General features: G+C 65.6%; 17 protein-coding genes and 2 tRNA genes. 9 read left to right on the plus strand and 10 right to left on the minus strand.

Annotation, left to right across the window (positions count from 1 at the left end; translation table 11 throughout):
• The first annotated feature begins 83 nt into the window (after positions 1-83).
• Positions 84-965 carry a hypothetical protein gene (locus BLW40_RS09665; RefSeq protein ID WP_074768009.1) on the plus strand — a complete coding sequence of 294 codons (882 nt, stop codon included), beginning with the start codon at positions 84-86 and terminating at the stop codon, positions 963-965.
• Between the two features lie 12 nt (positions 966-977).
• Here BLW40_RS09665 and BLW40_RS09670 read toward each other — a convergent pair whose 3' ends face one another.
• Together BLW40_RS09670 and erpA are read right to left on the minus strand one after the other, a co-directional pair.
• Complete coding sequence (locus tag BLW40_RS09670; protein ID WP_074768011.1) at positions 978-1,349, minus strand: response regulator transcription factor; 372 nt, start codon at positions 1,347-1,349, stop codon at positions 978-980.
• A 21-nt stretch (positions 1,350-1,370) separates the two neighbouring features.
• Entirely contained in the window at positions 1,371-1,724 is a 354-nt protein-coding gene (gene erpA, locus BLW40_RS09675) for an iron-sulfur cluster insertion protein ErpA (protein ID WP_074768013.1), read from the minus strand.
• Between the two features lie 137 nt (positions 1,725-1,861).
• Here erpA and BLW40_RS09680 point away from each other — a divergent pair.
• A tRNA-Thr gene (locus BLW40_RS09680) sits at positions 1,862-1,937 on the plus strand.
• Positions 1,938-2,002: 65 nt separating this feature from the next.
• Here BLW40_RS09680 and BLW40_RS09685 read toward each other — a convergent pair.
• Positions 2,003-2,641, minus strand: coding sequence for a LysE family translocator (locus BLW40_RS09685; RefSeq protein WP_074768015.1), 639 nt, complete (start codon positions 2,639-2,641; stop codon positions 2,003-2,005).
• 139 nt (positions 2,642-2,780) lie between these two features.
• Between BLW40_RS09685 and BLW40_RS09690 the strand changes: the two genes are divergently transcribed.
• Both BLW40_RS09690 and BLW40_RS09695 read left to right on the plus strand, forming a co-directional pair.
• Positions 2,781-3,506, plus strand: coding sequence for a class I SAM-dependent methyltransferase (locus tag BLW40_RS09690; RefSeq protein WP_083386734.1), 726 nt, complete (start codon positions 2,781-2,783; stop codon positions 3,504-3,506).
• Positions 3,503-4,864: a class I adenylate-forming enzyme family protein gene (locus tag BLW40_RS09695; RefSeq protein WP_074768017.1), complete on the plus strand. Its 1,362-nt coding sequence runs from the start codon at positions 3,503-3,505 to the stop codon at positions 4,862-4,864. Before BLW40_RS09690 ends, BLW40_RS09695 begins: the two co-directional genes overlap by 4 nt.
• Here BLW40_RS09695 and BLW40_RS09700 read toward each other — a convergent pair.
• The 4 genes from BLW40_RS09700 to BLW40_RS09715 are packed head-to-tail and all read right to left on the minus strand — an operon-like array spanning position 4,854 to position 9,724.
• Positions 4,854-5,867 (minus strand): mandelate racemase/muconate lactonizing enzyme family protein, encoded by a 1,014-nt coding sequence (locus BLW40_RS09700; RefSeq protein WP_074768019.1) that lies wholly within the window; start codon positions 5,865-5,867, stop codon positions 4,854-4,856. The two genes, BLW40_RS09695 and BLW40_RS09700, sit on opposite strands and share 11 nt — an antisense overlap.
• Positions 5,864-6,688, minus strand: a complete 825-nt coding sequence (gene menB / locus BLW40_RS09705) for a 1,4-dihydroxy-2-naphthoyl-CoA synthase (protein ID WP_074768021.1) — start codon at positions 6,686-6,688, stop codon at positions 5,864-5,866. The genes BLW40_RS09700 and menB overlap by 4 nt, the downstream gene beginning before the upstream one ends.
• Positions 6,685-8,355, minus strand: a complete 1,671-nt coding sequence (menD, locus tag BLW40_RS09710) for a 2-succinyl-5-enolpyruvyl-6-hydroxy-3-cyclohexene-1-carboxylic-acid synthase (RefSeq protein WP_074768023.1) — start codon at positions 8,353-8,355, stop codon at positions 6,685-6,687. The genes menB and menD overlap by 4 nt, the downstream gene beginning before the upstream one ends.
• Before the next feature lie 4 nt (positions 8,356-8,359).
• Positions 8,360-9,724 (minus strand): isochorismate synthase, encoded by a 1,365-nt coding sequence (locus tag BLW40_RS09715; protein ID WP_074768025.1) that lies wholly within the window; start codon positions 9,722-9,724, stop codon positions 8,360-8,362.
• 289 nt (positions 9,725-10,013) lie between these two features.
• On the opposite strand from BLW40_RS09715, the gene efp reads away from it, so the two are divergent.
• The 5 genes from efp (at position 10,014) to BLW40_RS09740 (ending at position 15,117) form a co-directional block, all read left to right on the plus strand.
• Positions 10,014-10,580 carry an elongation factor P gene (gene efp / locus BLW40_RS09720; RefSeq protein WP_021132048.1) on the plus strand — a complete coding sequence of 189 codons (567 nt, stop codon included), beginning with the start codon at positions 10,014-10,016 and terminating at the stop codon, positions 10,578-10,580.
• A 167-nt stretch (positions 10,581-10,747) separates the two neighbouring features.
• Complete coding sequence (locus BLW40_RS09725) at positions 10,748-11,545, plus strand: inositol monophosphatase family protein (protein ID WP_074768027.1); 798 nt, start codon at positions 10,748-10,750, stop codon at positions 11,543-11,545.
• Between the two features lie 104 nt (positions 11,546-11,649).
• Entirely contained in the window at positions 11,650-12,804 is a 1,155-nt protein-coding gene (locus BLW40_RS09730; protein WP_074768029.1) for an OmpA family protein, read from the plus strand.
• A 138-nt stretch (positions 12,805-12,942) separates the two neighbouring features.
• Positions 12,943-14,067 carry a flagellar motor protein MotA gene (locus BLW40_RS09735; RefSeq protein WP_083386722.1) on the plus strand — a complete coding sequence of 375 codons (1,125 nt, stop codon included), beginning with the start codon at positions 12,943-12,945 and terminating at the stop codon, positions 14,065-14,067.
• Between the two features lie 6 nt (positions 14,068-14,073).
• On the plus strand, positions 14,074-15,117 hold the full coding sequence (locus BLW40_RS09740; protein ID WP_074768033.1) for a peptidoglycan -binding protein: 1,044 nt from the start codon (positions 14,074-14,076) through the stop codon (positions 15,115-15,117).
• Between the two features lie 2 nt (positions 15,118-15,119).
• On the opposite strand, the gene BLW40_RS09745 is transcribed toward BLW40_RS09740, so the two are convergent.
• The 3 genes from BLW40_RS09745 to BLW40_RS09755 all read right to left on the minus strand — a co-directional run bounded on the left by BLW40_RS09745 (position 15,120) and on the right by BLW40_RS09755 (position 16,527).
• Positions 15,120-15,977: an EamA family transporter gene (locus BLW40_RS09745; RefSeq protein ID WP_074768035.1), complete on the minus strand. Its 858-nt coding sequence runs from the start codon at positions 15,975-15,977 to the stop codon at positions 15,120-15,122.
• Positions 15,978-16,130: 153 nt separating this feature from the next.
• Positions 16,131-16,207: transfer RNA gene (locus tag BLW40_RS09750), tRNA-Arg, on the minus strand.
• 11 nt (positions 16,208-16,218) lie between these two features.
• Positions 16,219-16,527, minus strand: a complete 309-nt coding sequence (locus BLW40_RS09755) for an ETC complex I subunit (protein WP_074768037.1) — start codon at positions 16,525-16,527, stop codon at positions 16,219-16,221.
• Between the last annotated feature and the right edge of the window lie 111 nt (positions 16,528-16,638).

Below are 16,638 nucleotides of genomic sequence, written 5' to 3' on the forward strand. Positions count from 1 at the left end.
GTCAGCCGGGATCGCTTTTGATTGGGACGGATCGGGCTCGCTGTGACACTCTGGGGCGATGCCCAGGACGCAAGGGGAGCTTCATGGCGCTGCAACCGACCGACGACGTCATCCGCATCCGTATCGACACCACTGAGGCCGTCGCAGCCTTTCTGCGTCTGCTGGCCGAACAAGCGGCGGACGGGGAAACCCGCGAACCGGCCAATCCGGCGGCAACCGCGATCTGGCGCGAGATCGCGCCGTTCCGGCTGGTCGAATATGCCTATATCGACCCGTCGGTCGGCTTGATCGACGGAGCCTTTATCGGCTTTCCCAACGGCGCGCTGTACGCGGTCGAAGAGGATATTCCCGACCACGCCGTCACCGATCTGGTGGGGGAGGGCACGCCTCGCGCCGCTGCCCTGCCTGCCTTATACGTCTATGTCGTGTTGCGCCAGTCGACACCGACCCGGGCGATCCTGTCTTTCCTGACCCAATTGTCAGCCCATATCGGCCATTCGCTGCTCGGGGTGCTGCCCGATGAAAACGGCCGGATGGTCGCCCGGATCGTCGATGCCGAGGGAACCCAAGCGGTCGCCGCCGAAGCCGAACGTCATCTCGGCCGACAGGAAATCCTCGAGCGCTTCGCCGCCCGCTTTCGCCGCGCCGACGGACGGGCCTATGCCGCGCTGACCCTGTCTTTTGCCCGTCATGTGCTGGAATTCGCCGACGAGGCCGAACGCGACGCCTTCGTCATGTGGTCGCGCCATCTGTGCGACTGGATTTTTGCTCGTGGCGGAAATGCCGACGCGCTGGGCTTTGCCGAAGCCTTCCGCCCGGCCGAAATCGCCCCGACGCCCGATGAAAACATCGGCGCTCTGCGGATCGGCATCGCGATGCCGCCGCCCGACGCCTCGCTCGAAACGAAGCAGGCGACCTGGGCCGCCCTTCTCCACGCCATCGCCCGGCCAGAGGCAAAGCCCTGACCAACGGAACGGTCAGGCGACGGCAGCCTCGATCGCGCCGAGCAAGGCATCAACCTCGAACGGCTTTTCCAGCACCGCGACCGCGCCGAGACGGCTGGCGGTTTCCAGCCCCTGGGACTTGTCCAACCGGGCGCTGCCGCCGGAAATGGCGATGATCCGGGCCTCGGGCAGCATCGTCTGAAGCTCGAGGATGGTCTGAATCCCATCCATTTCCGGCATGATGATATCGGTAACGATGATATCGAACTGACGCCCGGCGGCAACGTACTCGACCGCGATCAGTCCGTTGTCGGCAGTCACGATCTCGTGCCCGGCGGCGCTCAGCACATCGACCAGCGATTCGCGCATCAACTGGGTGTCTTCGACGATCAGAATACGGCTCATGAAACTCTGCTTTGGTCCAGATCAGACCGTGAAGGAATTGCCGCAGCCGCAGGTGGCGGTTGCGTTGGGGTTGGTGATCTGGAAGGACGAGCCGATCAGATCATCGACGAAATCGACCACGGCACCATTCAGCAAATCCAGCGAGGTCTCATCGACGACGACGGAAATACCGTGTTCATCGAACACTTTATCGTCGTCGTTGACAGCATCGTCCAGCGTGATGCCGTACTGAAAGCCGGAACAGCCGCCGCCCGAAACCGACAGACGCAGCTTCAGTCCCGGCTTACCCTCGGTCTCGATCAGGGTCCGCACCCGCGCGGCGGCGCTTTCGGTTACGCCGATACGGGAATTGGTGGGGGAAAGGGCTTCGGTCATGCGGCACCTCGGGGGGAAATCAGAACAAGTCGAAGGTACCCTAGCACCAAACAAGCCGGGTGGGAAAGAGGGGGGCTGCGGGACATCTTTCGCCCCTTGCGAAAGACCGGTTCCAACGGTAGCTTTCTCAACGCGATGCCGGTTTAGCTCAGATGGTAGAGCACCTCACTTGTAATGAGGGGGCCGCGGGTTCGATTCCTGCAACCGGCACCAAAGATTTCAAGGGCCTGGCGGCACCGCCATCAGGCCCTTTTTCTATGCCGGAACCGAACGGCGGATCAGCGCACCAGGATCAGGCGAAGACCGAGGCCGATGAAGATGATCCCGGCCACCTGGTCCAACCGGCGGGCCGCGCCCGGGATCCGTCCCAACCCTTGCCCGATCATGCCGGAAAACCAGCCGATCAGACCGAACAGCACCACGGCCTGAAGGGTGAACAGCCCGCCCAAAGTCGCCATCTGCATCGCCTCGCTGTCCGCGCGTCCTACCACCACGAATTGCGGCAGGAAGGCGAGGAAAAACAGCACGACCTTGGGATTGATCGCATTGGCGACCAGACCGCGTCGGAACAAGGGCCAGACCGGGGGCTTTGGTCCCGACGACGATACAATCGTTGGCGCTGGCGGGGTCCGGCTACGCCACGCCCCGAGTCCCAACCAGATCAAGTAGATCCCGCCAACGATCTGAAGGGCGAGAAAGGCGACGGGCGACGCCGCGATCAAGGCACTAACCCCCAGCGCCGCCAGCGCGGTATGGCTTAGACACCCCAGGGCACAGCCCAAGCCAAAGGCAAGACCGGCGCGGCGGCCGCGCGCCAGCCCCAGACTGAGAATCATCAAATTGTCGGGACCGGGGGCCAAGGTTACCACGACGGCAGCCGCCAGAAAGGAGCCTGCCTGCACCAGATCGAGACTCAAAGCAGTTCCCCTTCTCCCTGTTGCGGCGCACCGGGTCAAGGATTGCCGTTCGTCCGGTCGAATGTTAAATCAGATCGCAGACGCTTTGCCGACCCTGTTTGGCAGGCAGATGACCCTGGCCTTTAGGATCAAGCGCAGCATGACCGAGATCGACAATAGCTTTGGCTTTCGTCAGGTGTCGCCGACGGAACGCCGCGACCGCATCCGCCGGGTGTTCCGTGCCGTGGCTCCCCGCTACGACCTGATGAACGATTTGATGTCGATGGGGATTCATCGGCAATGGAAGGCGTTGCTGGTCCGGGCCGTTGGGGCCCGCCCCGGTCAGGTGATCGTCGATCTTGCCGGAGGCACTGGCGACGTTGCCCGAGCGATGAACGGAGCTGACCGGACGGTGATCGTCTGCGATCCCAGCACCGAGATGATGAACGCGGGCCGCCGTCGCCCCGGCAAAGAGGGACTGGTCTGGCTGGCCGGGGAAGCCGAAGCGATTCCGCTGGCCGACAACAGCGTCGATACGCTGACGATTTCCTTTGGTATCCGCAATGTGACGAGGCTCGACCTCGCTTTGGCCGACATCCATCGGGTCCTGAAGCCGGGCGGCATTGCTTATTGCCTGGAATTCTCGCGTCCGCACCGGCTGATCCGCCCGTTCTATGATCTGTTTTCGTTTCAGGTGATCCCGCGCCTGGGTGCTCTGGTCGCCCAAGCCCCCGAAGCCTATGCCTATCTGGTCGAATCGATTCGCCGCTTCCCCGATCAGGAGGAATTCGCCGCGATGTTCCGCGCCGCCGGTTTCGCCGACGTACGCTATCGCGATCTCAGCTTCGGCATCGCCTGTCTGCACATCGCCACCAAAGCGCGGTGAACGCACCGTCCGACTGGGCGCGGCGTCAAGCCAGCCAGCGCCCGGACGCCCCGGCTCTCGACAGTGTCGGCGGACGAGTCTGGAGCTTTGCCGCGCTTGACCGTCACGCCGATGCCTTGGCCGCCGCGCTGGCGGCACGATCCGCCCCCCCAGGCCAACCGCTGGCGGCGCGGACCGCCGATGCGGAGGCGCTGGCCCTGCTGGCTTTGGCCGCTCCCCGTGCCGGTCGGGCACTGCTGCCGGTCAATCCAGCCCTGACCGAGGAGCGCCAGAACGGGTTGCTGGCCGCCGCCGGGGGAGCCGAACCGCTTGTCACCCTGCCCGCCCCGATTGCCGATGCGCCAGCCCGACCGGGATTAGCCCCCGATCAGGTCCAGTTGATCGTCGCCACCAGCGGCAGCACCGGAACGCCAAAAGGAACGATGCTGACCGGGGCCAATCTGGCGGCGGCGGTGCGGGCTTCGCGCCGGATGATCCCGCTCGAACCCGGCGATGTCTGGCTGGGCTGCCTGCCAATGGTCCATATCGGCGGGTTGTCGGTCCTGCTGCGCTGCCTCGAATCCGGGGCGACGGTGCGGCTGCATTCCCGTTTCGATGTCGAAACAGTATCGGCCGACCTCGCCTCCGGCCGGGTCAGCCATATTTCGTTGGTTCCGGCGATGCTGGGTCTGTTGCTCGATTACGGCTGCCGCCCCGCTCCCCGCCTCCGCTGTGCCCTGATCGGTGGGGCCGGGCTGCCCGCCGCCTTGGCGGAACGGGCCCTGGAGGCCGGTTGGCCGCTGCTGCCGAGCTACGGGATGAGCGAGGCGGGATCGCAGGTCGCCACCTGCCGCGATGCCGCCGACTGGAATCCGGGACTGGCCGGAACCCCGCTGCCCGGGGTCGAGATCGGCTTTTCGCCCGAGGGCCGAGTTCGGGTGCGGGGACCGATGGTGATGGCGGGCTATCTGAACCCGGATTTACAGCGGGGACGCGGACTGACGCCCGAAGGCTGGTTTGAAACCAACGATCTCGGCCGCCTCGACGGGCACGGCCGTCTGGTGATCCTGGGCCGGACCGACGATATGCTGATCAGTGGCGGCGAGAACGTCCACCCCGCCGAAATCGAGACGCTGGCCGGGCGCTGCCCCGGGGTGCGGGCACTCGCCGTCACTGGCTGCCCCGACCCGGTGTGGGGCGATCTGATCGTCGCTATTGTAGTCGGAGAGATTGTCCCCGATGCCTTCCTGGATTGGTGCCGGACGCATCTGCCGTCTCATCTGCGGCCGCGCCGGGCGGTGATTGTGGATGCGCTGCCGCTCAATCCGAATGGCAAGACCGATCGAGCGAAACTTCAGAACATCGCGCTTAAGACCTGATTTTAAAGCTTAATCCAAGTCCCGATCCTGGTGGGAAGGTCAAGACCCCCAAGGCAATCGGAAAGGGTTCGGCGAGATCGCTGACGAACAGAGCGGACGTCGCCAATCCGTGGGCGATCCGCGCCTCGGGATCAAGCGCGGCGGCGAGATGGGCCACCGCCGCGACCCCGATTGCCGACTCAAGATAAGTCGTTACGACAATCTCGTAGCCGACGGCACGCGCCGCCGCCGCCACGGACAGAGTCCGGCGCAGCCCGCCCAGCAGAGCCGGTTTCAGCACCAGACGGCGAACCGGTGGCGCTGCCAGCAGCGAGTCCAGCCCGATCTGGTCGAGGCTCTCGTCAATCGCCAGCGCGATTGGGGTGGTGGATTGCAACGAGGCCAGCCCGTCGATCTCGGCCTCGCACAACGGCTCCTCCAGCGATTCGATCGGCAGATCGGCCATCGCGGCCAGGAACCCCTCCGCTTCGGCCCGGCTCCAAGCCCGGTTGGCATCCAGCCGCAGCGTTACCCCCTCGGGCAGGTCAAGGCGGCGCAGGGCCGCCGCCTCGTCGGGCCAGGGGGCAAGGCCGACCTTGACCTTGACGATCCCGAACCCCTGTTCCGCCATCGCAACGATGCCGTCCAATGAGGCGACGGCGTTGACCTTGACCCGATCCGCTGCCTGAGACGACAGCAGACGGCGTAGCGGCAGACCGCGTTTACGGGCCAGAAGGTCAAGCAGGGCGGTCTCGATCCCGAAAGCAATGTCCTGGACCGCCAGAGCCTCGTCCAGGCTTTGCCCCTGAAGGGCGCCCCCCTGTTGCCTCAACCCCTCCTCCAGCCCGTCCGTCGCCTGATCGGGCAGAAACGCGGGCTGGTCGCCCCATCCGACCCCGCTGTCTTCGTCCTCGACCCGGACCAGCCAGCCGTGGCGAAGGCAAACCGTTCCGGCCGCCGTCCGCCAAGGTGTCTTCAGCGGCAGAGCATAAGGCTCGAGTCCGAAGCCGACGATCCGGCTCACGGCCGCCGTTGGAACCGGTCGAAATCGGGCGCGCGCTTTTCCAGGAAGGCGTTGCGCCCCTCCTGCCCTTCCTCGGTCATGTAGAACAGAGCGGTGGCGTTGCCCGCCAGTTCCTGAATCCCCGACATGCCGTCACTATCGGCGTTGAACGCGGTCTTCAGGATACGCAGCGCGGTCGGCGACAGTTCGAGCATCCGGCGGCACCAGGCGACCGTCTCCTCCTCCAACTGAGCCAGCGGCACCACCGCGTTGATCCAGCCCATCTCCAGCGCCTGCTGGGCATCGTACTGGCGGCACATGAACCAGACTTCCTTGGCCTTCTTGACACCGATGGTGCGGGCCAGAATCCCGGCCCCGAAGCCTGCGTCAAAGCTGCCGACCTTCGGCCCGGTCTGGCCGAAGCGGGCATTGTCGGCGGCGATGGTCAGGTCGCACAGCAATTGCAGCACGTTACCGCCGCCAATTGACCATCCCGCCACCATCGCCACCACCGGCTTTGGGCAGGAGCGGATTTCGCGCTGAAGATCGAGGGCGTTGAGGTGGTGAACCCCCTCCTGATCCTTATAGCCGCCATTGTCGCCGCGCACGCTCTGGTCGCCCCCGGAACAGAACGCCTTATCGCCGACGCCGGTCAGGATCACCACCCCGATCGAGGCGTCGAAGCGGGCATGACGCAGCGCCTTCATCACCTCTTCCAGCGTTTCGGGCCGGAAGGCGTTGTGAACGTGGGGACGGTTGAAGCTGATCCGGGCGATCCCGTCGGTACGGTCGTACAGGATGTCGGTGAAGGCGAAACCCTCGACGGGAATCCACTCAGTCATGCGGAAGTCTCCTCGGATGAAGATGAAGCGGCCCAGACCGCGCGGTGACGCGCGGCGGAACCGGCTCGGTCGATAGCGAGATGAAGCACGTCAACCCCCGGACAGGCCAGGGATGAGGCCAGGGATGAGGCAAAGCGTCCCGACTCGGTCGGCCGGTAAATGTGCCCCCAGACGGCGGTGGCAGCGGCGATATCGGCACGCTGCGGCGTCAGCCAGCCCGGAATGAACTCAGGCAGAGTCTGCTGGGGCAGATAATCGAAGATGCCGCCGCCGCCATTGTCCAACAGCCCGATCGTTGCCGACAGGCTCTGCCCCGCCGCCAGCCCGCCAAGATCGTGGAGGAAGGTCAGGTCACCAACCAAGGCCAGCGCGGCGGGAAAGCGCCCCGAGGCGACCGCGCCGAAAAAGGTCGACACATTGCCATCAATGCCGCTGAGACCGCGATTACACATGATCGTCAACGACTTATCCGACGTTCCTGAGAAATCGTCGAGGTCGCGGACCATCATCGAATTGCCGACGAACAGCAACGCCCCTTCAGGCAAAGTCTCAATCGCCGCCCGGAACAGGTCGGATTCGGGTGCCGAGAATCGCTCGGCCAGTGCGGCACTGCGCCGTTCCGCCGCCTGCCAGGAATGCAGCCAATCCGGCGCGGCCTGACGTGTCACACTCTCCGCCAGAGACTCGGCCAACAGAGCGGGATCGGCATGGATCATCATCGCCGCATCGCGGCCGGGATCGGGCCAGCGCGAATCCGCACTGACGACAATCCGCTCGGCGGCGCGAGCCTGCCACTGCCCGACCGCTTTCGACACCGGGAAGGCCCCGAAACGCAGCACGATGTCGGCGGGCGGAACCGATCCGCGCAGGAACAGATCGGCGCGGGCGATCACCCGCTCGCGATCATGGGGGCCAAACCGCAGCCCGCTCAACGGATCGGCAATGATCGGCCAGTTAAGCGCTTCGGCCAACTTCACCAGCGGCTCGGGTGGCAACGGTTCGGCCCCGGCCAGGATCACCCCGCGCCGTCCCTCGATCCGTCGCGCCAGAGTCGCAATCGCATCGGGGGCCAGGGTCAGACGCGGCAGCAGCACCTGTGGCGGCAATGACGCGGCGGGCGGTGGCGGCACGGTTTCGAGCAGAGGCTCGCGGAACGGCACGTTGATCTGGACCGGCCCGGCCAGCGGCCACTGAGTTTGACTGACAACACGCGCCGCCAACGCGGCGAGCCAGTACCGCCCCGACTCGGCGGGCGGCAGGGTATGGGCGGCGCGAAGCTGAGGCGCGAACAACGCGCGCTGGTCAAAGGTCTGGTTGGCCCCGCAATCCTGCAATTCGGGCGGGCGGTCGGCGGTCAGCAGGATCAGCGGCATCCGGGCGGCATCGGCCTCGGCCACCGCCGGATACCAGTTCGCCACCGCCGAACCGGAGGTGCAGACCAGAATCACCGGCCGCCCCTCGGCACGGGCCAGCCCAAGGGCATAGAAGGCGGCGACCCGCTCGTCGAGCAGCACCCGGCTAACAAGATTGGGATGGCGCAGGCAGGCCAAGGCCAACGGCGTCGAGCGCGAGCCCGGCGAAATCACCGCCCGGCCGACTCCCGCCTGGGCCAGTCCGTCGATCAGCGCCGTGGCCCACGCCGCATTGAGGTCGCCCTGGGTCGTCATCGTCTCAGGCGCTCCGCAGCGCATCAAGCATCGTCCGCAGCTTCAGTTCGGTCTCGGTGAACTCGGCTTCGGGATCGGAAGCGGCGACGATCCCGGCTCCGGCCGCGACCTCGGCCCGGTTGCCGTCCAGCAGGGCACAACGCAGCACCACCGCCATTTCGCCGTCGCCCGCGCGGTCGATCCAGCCGAAGGCGCCGGTGTACCAGCCCGAGCGGCTTTCGCCTAATTCGTCGAGCAGGATACGGGCCGAAGCCAGCGGTAACCCCGCCACCGCCGGGGTCGGATGCAGCGCCAGCGCCGCCTGCAACAGGCCGGTGCCCGGCTTCAAGGTTCCCGAGATCGGCGTCCACAAATGCTCAAGCTGGCCCAGAATCATCCGCCTTGGTTCGGAGGGAACATCAAGATCGTCGCAGAGATCGTTGAGGGCGCTTGAAATCCAGCCGACGACCAGCCGGTGTTCGTGACGATCCTTGGCCCCGCTCAACAAACGACCGCCGAGAAAAGGATCGGCGGGATCGGACGGCGCGGTCCCGGCCAGGGCATAGCTTTCGACCCGGCGACCGTTACAGGCGACCAGACGCTCGGGGCTGGCCGCGACCAGGGTCCGTCCGCCGAAACCAACCGTGAAAATCGCGCAAGAGGGGTGACGGGACGCCAATTCGCGGGCCAGTCGCTCGGGCCGGAACGGCCGCGGCGCGGCAACGGTGATCCGACGCGACAGCACCACCTTCTCGACCCGCCCTGCGGCTATCGCGTCGGTGGCGGCGCTGACGCGGTCGCGAAAGGCATGGGGCGAGGGAAACTCGTCGAGGCGGACCAGATCGACCGGCGGCGAGGGCGGAACCGGGCGGTCGAGCGCATCGAGCAGGCGCGCCGCCTCGTCCAGCCACATCAGACGGATCTGGTCGGGGGACGCGCCCCCGGCATGGCTGAAGATCAGATCGCAACGGCCCGAAACGCAACGCAACAGCAGACGGGGCACCCGCAACAAAGCAGGCGGCAGGCCGGAGCGATCGGGGCCGCCGAAGCCATGGCCGAGAAAGGCGACCGGTTCCGCACCCGACCCGTCCAGATCGAGATGGGCCCAATCGAGACCGCGCCGGGCCTCGTCAAGCGTTTCGGGGCCGGAACAGACCAGTTCGAGCGCGGTCCCCGACGCGATCAGGGCCAGCCCGTCACCGGGGCGCAGCCACGACCACAGATCGGGCAGCGGGGGGGGCGTCGGGATTCCGTCCAGTTCCGGAACCGCCAGCGTCGCGCTGAACAGCCCGGATTTGGGCACGTCAAGGCGCTCGAGCCGACGCGACAGCGCGGCCAGCAAACGGTTCGGAACGGGACGCGCGTCATCGCGCTGGGAAGGCACCGGCATCTTGGCCGACCCCACTGACAATCATCTCGGGCATGTGGTCTCTTGGATGAAGCGGGCCATCGTGACGGAGTCCCTCGCGAGAGGTCGCCGCCAGCGGCGAGAGTGAGAGGACGGGCGCGGGTAGACCGCCCAGGATCACCCGACAAGAGATAGCAATGCCCCCCGACTTGGTCAACTCCGCTTGGCGAATCGAGACGGGAGACCCCCGGTCCGGCGCTCGCGGTTGCCTTCGCCGGGCCAAGCTGTTAGGGTCCGCGCCTGATTTTTCCTAAAAGCTCCTGGATCGACCATGAAGATCAACGCCAATTTGATTCGCCCCGGCAATATCCTCGAACATAACGGACGCCAGTTCTCGGTACTGAAGATTCAGATCATTCAGCCGGGAAAGGGTGGCGCGTTCATCGCCGTCGAAATGCGTGACATCCGCACCGGGACCAAGACCAACGAACGCTGGCGCACCGCCGACACCGTCGAGAAGTGCAGCGTCGAGGAAAAGGACTGCACCTTCCTGTTCGGCGACGATCAGTCGTTGACCTTCATGGAGCAGGAAACCTTCGAGCAATTCACCGTTCCCACCGACATCTTGGGCGAAAGCGCCGCTTTCCTGCAAGACGGCATGGCGGTCACCGTCGATTTCGTCGAAGGCTCGCCGGTGTCGGTGTCGCTGCCGGAAAAGGTGGTGATGCAGGTGGTCGAGGCCGATCCCGTCGTCAAGGGACAGACCGCGTCGTCGTCCTATAAGCCGGCCAAGCTCGAGAACGGCTTGAAGATCCTGGTGCCGCCCTTCCTGGCCGCTGGCGAGAAGATCTGGGTCGCGACCGTCGATTGTTCTTATGTCGAGCGCTTCAAGGGCTAAACGCCCGACGATGATTCCGACTGCGGAATCGGTATACTCCTTCGTCAGGCCCGGAGCCGGGTCTTGGGCCTGACGGGCCGTTCGAGGTTGGCTCGGGCGGCCCATGGTCTCGCGGGACGCTTTTCGTCCACCCCGGAAACTCTATTTTAGTAAGGAAAACCCTCGCCGTGATGGTCCGTTCCGCCCTGCTCAACGTCATGATGGGGGCCGCGCGCAAAGCGGCCCGGTCGCTGGTACGCGATTATGGCGAGATCGAAAATCTCCAGGTGTCGCGCAAGGGGCCGTCCGATTTCGTCTCGTCCGCCGATCTCAAGGTCGAAAAGACCCTGCGGCAGGAACTGAAGAAGGCGCGGCCCGCTTATGGCTTCCTGATGGAAGAAGGCGGCGAGATCGCGGGCGACGACAAGAGCAACCGCTGGATCGTCGATCCGATCGACGGCACCACCAATTTCCTGCACGGAATTCCCAATTTCTGCATCTCGATCGCGCTGGAGCGCGAGGGCGAACTGATCGCCGGTGTTGTCTATCAGCCGCTCGGCGACGAGATGTTCCACGCCGAGAAGGGCGCGGGCGCCTTCCTCAACGAGCGCCGTCTGCGCGTGTCCGCAAGGCGCAAGCTTGAGGATTCGGTGCTGGCCACCGGCATTCCCTTCCATGGCCGCGACGGGCACGAACCGTTCCTGCGCGAACTGGGCGTCATGATGAAGAATGTCGCCGGAATCCGTCGCTTTGGCTCGGCCGCGCTCGACCTCGCTTATGTCGCCGCCGGGCGTTGCGACGGCTATTGGGAAGCCGGTATCAAGCCGTGGGACATCGCCGCCGGAATTGTGCTGGTGCGCGAAGCGGGCGGCTATGTCACCGATTACGAAGGTGGCAACAAGCTGCTGGAGACCGGCGAGATCGTCGCGGGCAACGATCATCTTCATCAGCCGCTTCTGCGTCTGATCAAGTCCGCCCACGCCTGATCTTCGCCTTTATCCTTCCCGGCAAAGGGATAGTTGTGGTCGGAGTCTGCATCGGCTAGTCTCGCCCATGGATTTTTTCTGTGGTTAGCCGGGAGTGTGGCCAGATGAGCAGGGGTGGCAGGCTGTTGATGCTGGCGGTTGGGGCGTTTGCGATCTCGTTCGCCTCCGTCCCCACGTCGGCTCAGATCGTGGTCGGCGACAGCCAGTCCAGCGTCGATGTCAATTGGGACGTGCTGGACCGCCTGGGGCCGGAACCAAGCCTGCCCGGCCTGATGAACCGCGAGGTTCACGCCACCTATGCCAGTCCGGCTCCGGTGGCGAAGCCGGTGCCCCGCCCCGTCGCCCGCCCCGCCCCGCCCGCCCGGCGACCGGCCCAATCCTCGGTGTCCAAGGCCAAACCGCTGGCCAAGGCCAAGGAAGCCCCCTCGTCCAAACCGGTACAGCAGGCAAGCCAAGCCCGTCCGGCTCCGCTTGCCGCTACCGCCGTGGTGACGCCGCCGATGGCACCAATCGCTCCGACCCGAAGCGCCGCCCCCCCCAAGGTCGAATTGCCCAAGGTCGTCGAGGCCCCCAAGCCGCCTGAGCCCGCCAAAATCGTTGCCGAGGCCAAGCCCGAGCCGCCCAAGGTCGAGTTGCCGAAAGCGGTCGAGGTGGTTAAGCCGCCCGAACCGGCCAAGATCGTCGCCGAGGTCAAGCCGGAACCGCCCAAGGTCGAGTTGCCCAAGGTCGTCGAGGCACCCAAGCCGCCCGAACCCGCCAAGATCGTCGCCGAGGCCAAGCCGGAACCGGTCAAGGTCGAACCGCCCAAGGTGATCGAGGCGGTCAAGCCCGAACCGGTCAAGACCGTCGATGCGCCAAAGGCGGAACTGCCGCCGCCCCCGACTGTCCTTGCTGCGGTGCCCTCTGCGCCGCCGCCGCCGATGGCTGCGGCGGCGCCGTTGCGTAAGGGCGACAGCCTGACCATCCCCTTCGCGATGGACAGTTCCCGCCTGTCGGAAAACAGCCAGTCCGACCTTGAGCGGATGGCGCATCGGATGGAACGCGACGAAACCCTGTCGCTGCAATTGCTCGCTTATGCCGCAGGCGACGAGGCCAACGCCAGCAAGGCCCGGCGCCTGTCGCTGTCGCGCGCCCTTGAGGTCCGCAAATATCTGATGGAAATGGGTGTCCGTTCGACCCGGATCGAGGTCCGCGCCCTTGGCAACAAGGTCGAGGACGGTGCCCCCGACCGCGTCGATGCCGTTCTGGCGCGACGGTAACACCGATGGCGGCGCGGAGGCTCGTCACGACGCCTCTGCCCCGGAACCGCCACATTCCGGCGCGACCTTGCCTTGTTTCAAAGGTTCCAGCGTGATGGCGATGAAACAATGACCCGACCGAATCGATATCTTTTCCGCATGGCCGCCTTTCTGGTGGCGGTCGCCGCCGTCGCGGTGATGCTGCAAGATGGGCTGATCCTGGCCTTTGCCCATAACCCGGCCTTGAACGGCCTGCTGGTCGGTGTGTTCCTGGCCGGAATCATCTTGAACGTCCGCCAGGTGATGCAGCTTTCTCCCGAACTGGACTGGCTGGAAAGCTGGCGACGCGGCCAACCGGTGATGTCGGGCGAAAAGCTGCGGCTGTTGGGGCCGATGGCGCGGATGCTGGGCGAACGGCGCGACCGGATGAACCTGTCGGCCATGGCGTTACGCTCGGTGCTGGATTCGATCGCGGCCCGGCTCGACGAACAGCGCGACCTGTCGCGCTATCTGGTCGGGTTGATGATCTTTCTCGGCCTGCTCGGCACCTTCTGGGGCCTGTCGCGCACCGTCGGCTCGATCGGCGAGGTGATCGGCTCGCTGTCGGTCAGCGGCACCGGCGATCCGTCCGAGGCGTTCGAGCGCCTGAAGGCCGGTCTGGCCCAGCCCCTGAACGGCATGGGCACCGCCTTTTCAACCTCGCTGTTCGGTCTGGCCGGATCGCTGGCGCTGGGCTTTCTTGACCTCAGCGCCGGACAGGCGCAGAACGGCTTTTATAACGAGTTGGAGGAATGGCTGGCCGGCCAGACCCGGATCGGCGGTAGCGGCGGAACCGGGCTCTCCGGCGGCGACGAGACCCAGGCCTCGGTTCCCGCTTATATCCAGGCTCTGTTGGAACAGACCGCCGACAGCCTCGACCAATTGCAGCGGGTGATCAATCGCGGCGAGGACAATCGCGGCGGCGTCAACACCGCGATCAACCAATTGTCTGACAAGCTTTCGACCCTGACCGACCACATGCGGGCCGAGCAATCGCTGTTGCTGAAATTAGGCGAGGGACAGATCGAGACCCGCGCCGTGCTGGCCCGGTTGGCCGAAAATGCCGCAAGCGGAGGAATCGACGATCCCAGCCGCAACCACATCCGCGCCATCGACGGCTCGTTGAAGCGGCTGGTCGAGGAAACCGTCACCAGCCGCCAGGATCTGATCGCCGAGTTCCGCGCCGAAATCCGTCTGCTCGCCCGCACCATCGCCGCGATCGCCGACGAACCGCTCGAACGCTGACCGACCATGCCGCTCGCCCGCCGCCCCCGCCGCACCATTGATATCTGGCCCGGTTTCGTCGATGGCCTGTCGACGCTGGTGATGGTGATCGTCTTTGTCCTGATGATCTTTGTCCTGGCCCAATTTTTCCTGGGTCAGGCGCTGTCGGGACGACAAAAGGCACTGGACCGGCTGGGGCTTGAACTGTCCGATCTGGCCGAGAAGCTCAACCTTCAGACCGTTGCCAATGCCAGTCTGAAGGCCGATGTCAGCCGCCTAACCGAAGAACTGGCCGCCAGCAAGGCGGAACGCCTGCGGATCGAGAATTGGGCCTCGGGCCTGTCCCAGGACGTCGCCAGCCTGATCGCGCAGAAGGATGAGCTTGAGGGCAAGATCGCCGAACGGGAAACCCAGTTGGGGGCCGAACGGAAATTATCGACCGAGGCCCAGGCGCAACTGGCCCTGCTCAATCGCCAGCTTGAAGCGACCAAGCAGGAACTGGCCCGGGTCATTGCCGCACTCGAAGCCTCGGAAACCCGCGACAAGGAACAGAAGGTCCAGATTTCCGACCTCGGCAAGCGGCTGAACGTCGCCCTGGCCAGCAAGGTCGAGGAATTGCAGCGCTTCCGCTCCGATTTCTTCGGCCGCCTGCGTAAGGTGCTGGGCGACCGCCCCGGCATCCGGATCGAAGGCGACCGCTTCGTCTTCCAGTCCGAATTGCTGTTCCAGACCGGCTCGGCCGAGCTTGGCCCCGAAGGGCTGGAACAGGTCCGCCGCCTTGCCGCGACGCTGAAGGACATTTCCAAAGAGATCCCGAAGGAGGTCAATTGGGTATTGCGGATCGACGGCCACACCGACCGCCGCCCGATCACCTCGGGCCGCTTCCCTTCGAACTGGGAATTATCGACCGCGCGCGCGATTTCGGTTCTGCGCACCCTTGCCGCCAACGGCGTCCCCAACGATCGCTTGGCGGCGGCGGGCTTCGGTGAATTCCAGCCGCTCGACCCCGCCGACACCGACGCCGCCTATGCCCGCAACCGCCGGATCGAAATCCGCTTCGACCAGAGATAGGCTTATTTCGGCCGCCTCTGCCCCAGCGTCACCGCCGCCAGCACCACGATGGCCCCGACGATCTGAACCGGCCCCAGCGCCTGCCCCAGCGCCAGCCAGCCCAGCACCGTTGCCGAAACCGGGCTAAGCAGGCCCAGCGTCGATAGCGCGCCGGGGTGAAGCCGCTCGACGCCGCGAAACCACAGGGCATAAGACAGCGCCGCCCCGACGATCCCGAGATAGAGATAGCCCGCGATGTTGGCGGCCGACAAGGGCGGCAAGGCCGGTTCGGCCAGCAACGCAAGCGGCAGCAGCAACACACCGCCCGCCACCAATTGCCAGGCGGTGAACAGCATCAACGGAACCGGCGGAGCCCATTTGCGGGTTAGCACGGTGCCGACCGCCATGCAGACGGCTCCGGCCAGGGCGGCGGCGATGCCGAGTTCGTCCAGCCGCGCCGCCGGAGTGAGGACCAGCAACGCGACGCCGACCAGACCGGCGGCTCCAGCGATCAGCCCGCGCGCTCCCGGCTTCATCGCCAGCACCGGCCAGGCCAGCAGCATCACCAGCAGCGGCTGCACCGCGCCCAAGGTGGCGGCGACGCCGCCCGGCAGCCGATAGGCCGCGACGAACAGCAGGGCCTGGAACACCCCGATATTGAGTGCCCCCAACACCATCATCCGCCATAGCCACCGGCCGGTCGGCAGGCGGCGGAAGAAGGCGAGCAGGATCAAACCGACCGGCAGCACCCGCAGCAAGGCGGCGGTCAACGGCCGGTCGGGCGGCAACAGTTCGGTGGTGACCCAATAGGTCGTCCCCCAGGCCAGCGGTGCCAACGCCGTCAGCGGCACGTCGAACCAGGCTGCGGGTGCTCTGCTCATACCGATGAATCCTGTTGTTCATGGCCTGCGCTCGGCAGACAGCCCGGGCCAGACAATGAACCGGGATTCACGCTGTGGAGGTGGGACGATATCGGGAAGGGGGCATGACCGTCGGTCATTAAGGGGCCGACAGGCCAAGGATAAGATCTGAAATGGCGCGCCCGGCAGGATTCGAACCTGCGACATCCCGCTTAGAAGGCGGGTGCTCTATCCAACTGAGCTACGGGCGCCCTTTCAGAAATCAGAACCGACCGAACTCCCGCTTATCGCTGCGGAAATTGTCGGCGTAGGATTTGGGTTTCTGCCTGCGAGGCGGCTCGTTGTCAACCCGATAGTCGAGTCCTTTGCGCCGGGCGAAGGCGATCGCCTCGTCCCGACTGGCAAAGGTCAGACGAATCTGGCTATTGGTATCGCCCGACCCCGCCCATCCCATCAGGGAATCGGGCAGTTTCGCCTCGGTCGGCTCGGCCTCCAACACCCAGGAACGAGCCAGTCCCCCCGGACCCGATTGCATCGCCGACTTGCCCGGCCGATAGATGCGAACCTGCATGGCGGTCAAACTCCTTTTCCCGTCAGAGCCGGCACCCTAGCAGACCTGCGCCCGCCACGAAAGCCCGCGCCGTCGCGACTTTCACGGGTTGACCGCGCCCCGGCCCGGACG

Source organism: Magnetospirillum fulvum, from assembly GCF_900108475.1.
Taxonomy (GTDB): Bacteria; Pseudomonadota; Alphaproteobacteria; order Rhodospirillales; family Magnetospirillaceae; genus Phaeospirillum; species Phaeospirillum fulvum_A.

Coding starts and splice junctions, on each gene's coding strand:
- BLW40_RS09735 (WP_083386722.1), top strand. CDS start 12,943: ATGGCCGCCTTTCTGGTGGCGGTCGCCGCCGTCGCGGTGATGCTGCAA.
- BLW40_RS09755 (WP_074768037.1), bottom strand. CDS start 16,527: ATGCAGGTTCGCATCTATCGGCCGGGCAAGTCGGCGATGCAATCGGGT.
- menD (WP_074768023.1), bottom strand. CDS start 8,355: ATGACGACCCAGGGCGACCTCAATGCGGCGTGGGCCACGGCGCTGATC.
- BLW40_RS09730 (WP_074768029.1), top strand. CDS start 11,650: ATGAGCAGGGGTGGCAGGCTGTTGATGCTGGCGGTTGGGGCGTTTGCG.
- BLW40_RS09670 (WP_074768011.1), bottom strand. CDS start 1,349: ATGAGCCGTATTCTGATCGTCGAAGACACCCAGTTGATGCGCGAATCG.
- efp (WP_021132048.1), top strand. CDS start 10,014: ATGAAGATCAACGCCAATTTGATTCGCCCCGGCAATATCCTCGAACAT.
- menB (WP_074768021.1), bottom strand. CDS start 6,688: ATGACTGAGTGGATTCCCGTCGAGGGTTTCGCCTTCACCGACATCCTG.
- BLW40_RS09690 (WP_083386734.1), top strand. CDS start 2,781: ATGACCGAGATCGACAATAGCTTTGGCTTTCGTCAGGTGTCGCCGACG.
- BLW40_RS09740 (WP_074768033.1), top strand. CDS start 14,074: ATGCCGCTCGCCCGCCGCCCCCGCCGCACCATTGATATCTGGCCCGGT.
- BLW40_RS09665 (WP_074768009.1), top strand. CDS start 84: ATGGCGCTGCAACCGACCGACGACGTCATCCGCATCCGTATCGACACC.
- BLW40_RS09715 (WP_074768025.1), bottom strand. CDS start 9,724: ATGCCGGTGCCTTCCCAGCGCGATGACGCGCGTCCCGTTCCGAACCGT.
- BLW40_RS09745 (WP_074768035.1), bottom strand. CDS start 15,977: ATGAGCAGAGCACCCGCAGCCTGGTTCGACGTGCCGCTGACGGCGTTG.
- erpA (WP_074768013.1), bottom strand. CDS start 1,724: ATGACCGAAGCCCTTTCCCCCACCAATTCCCGTATCGGCGTAACCGAA.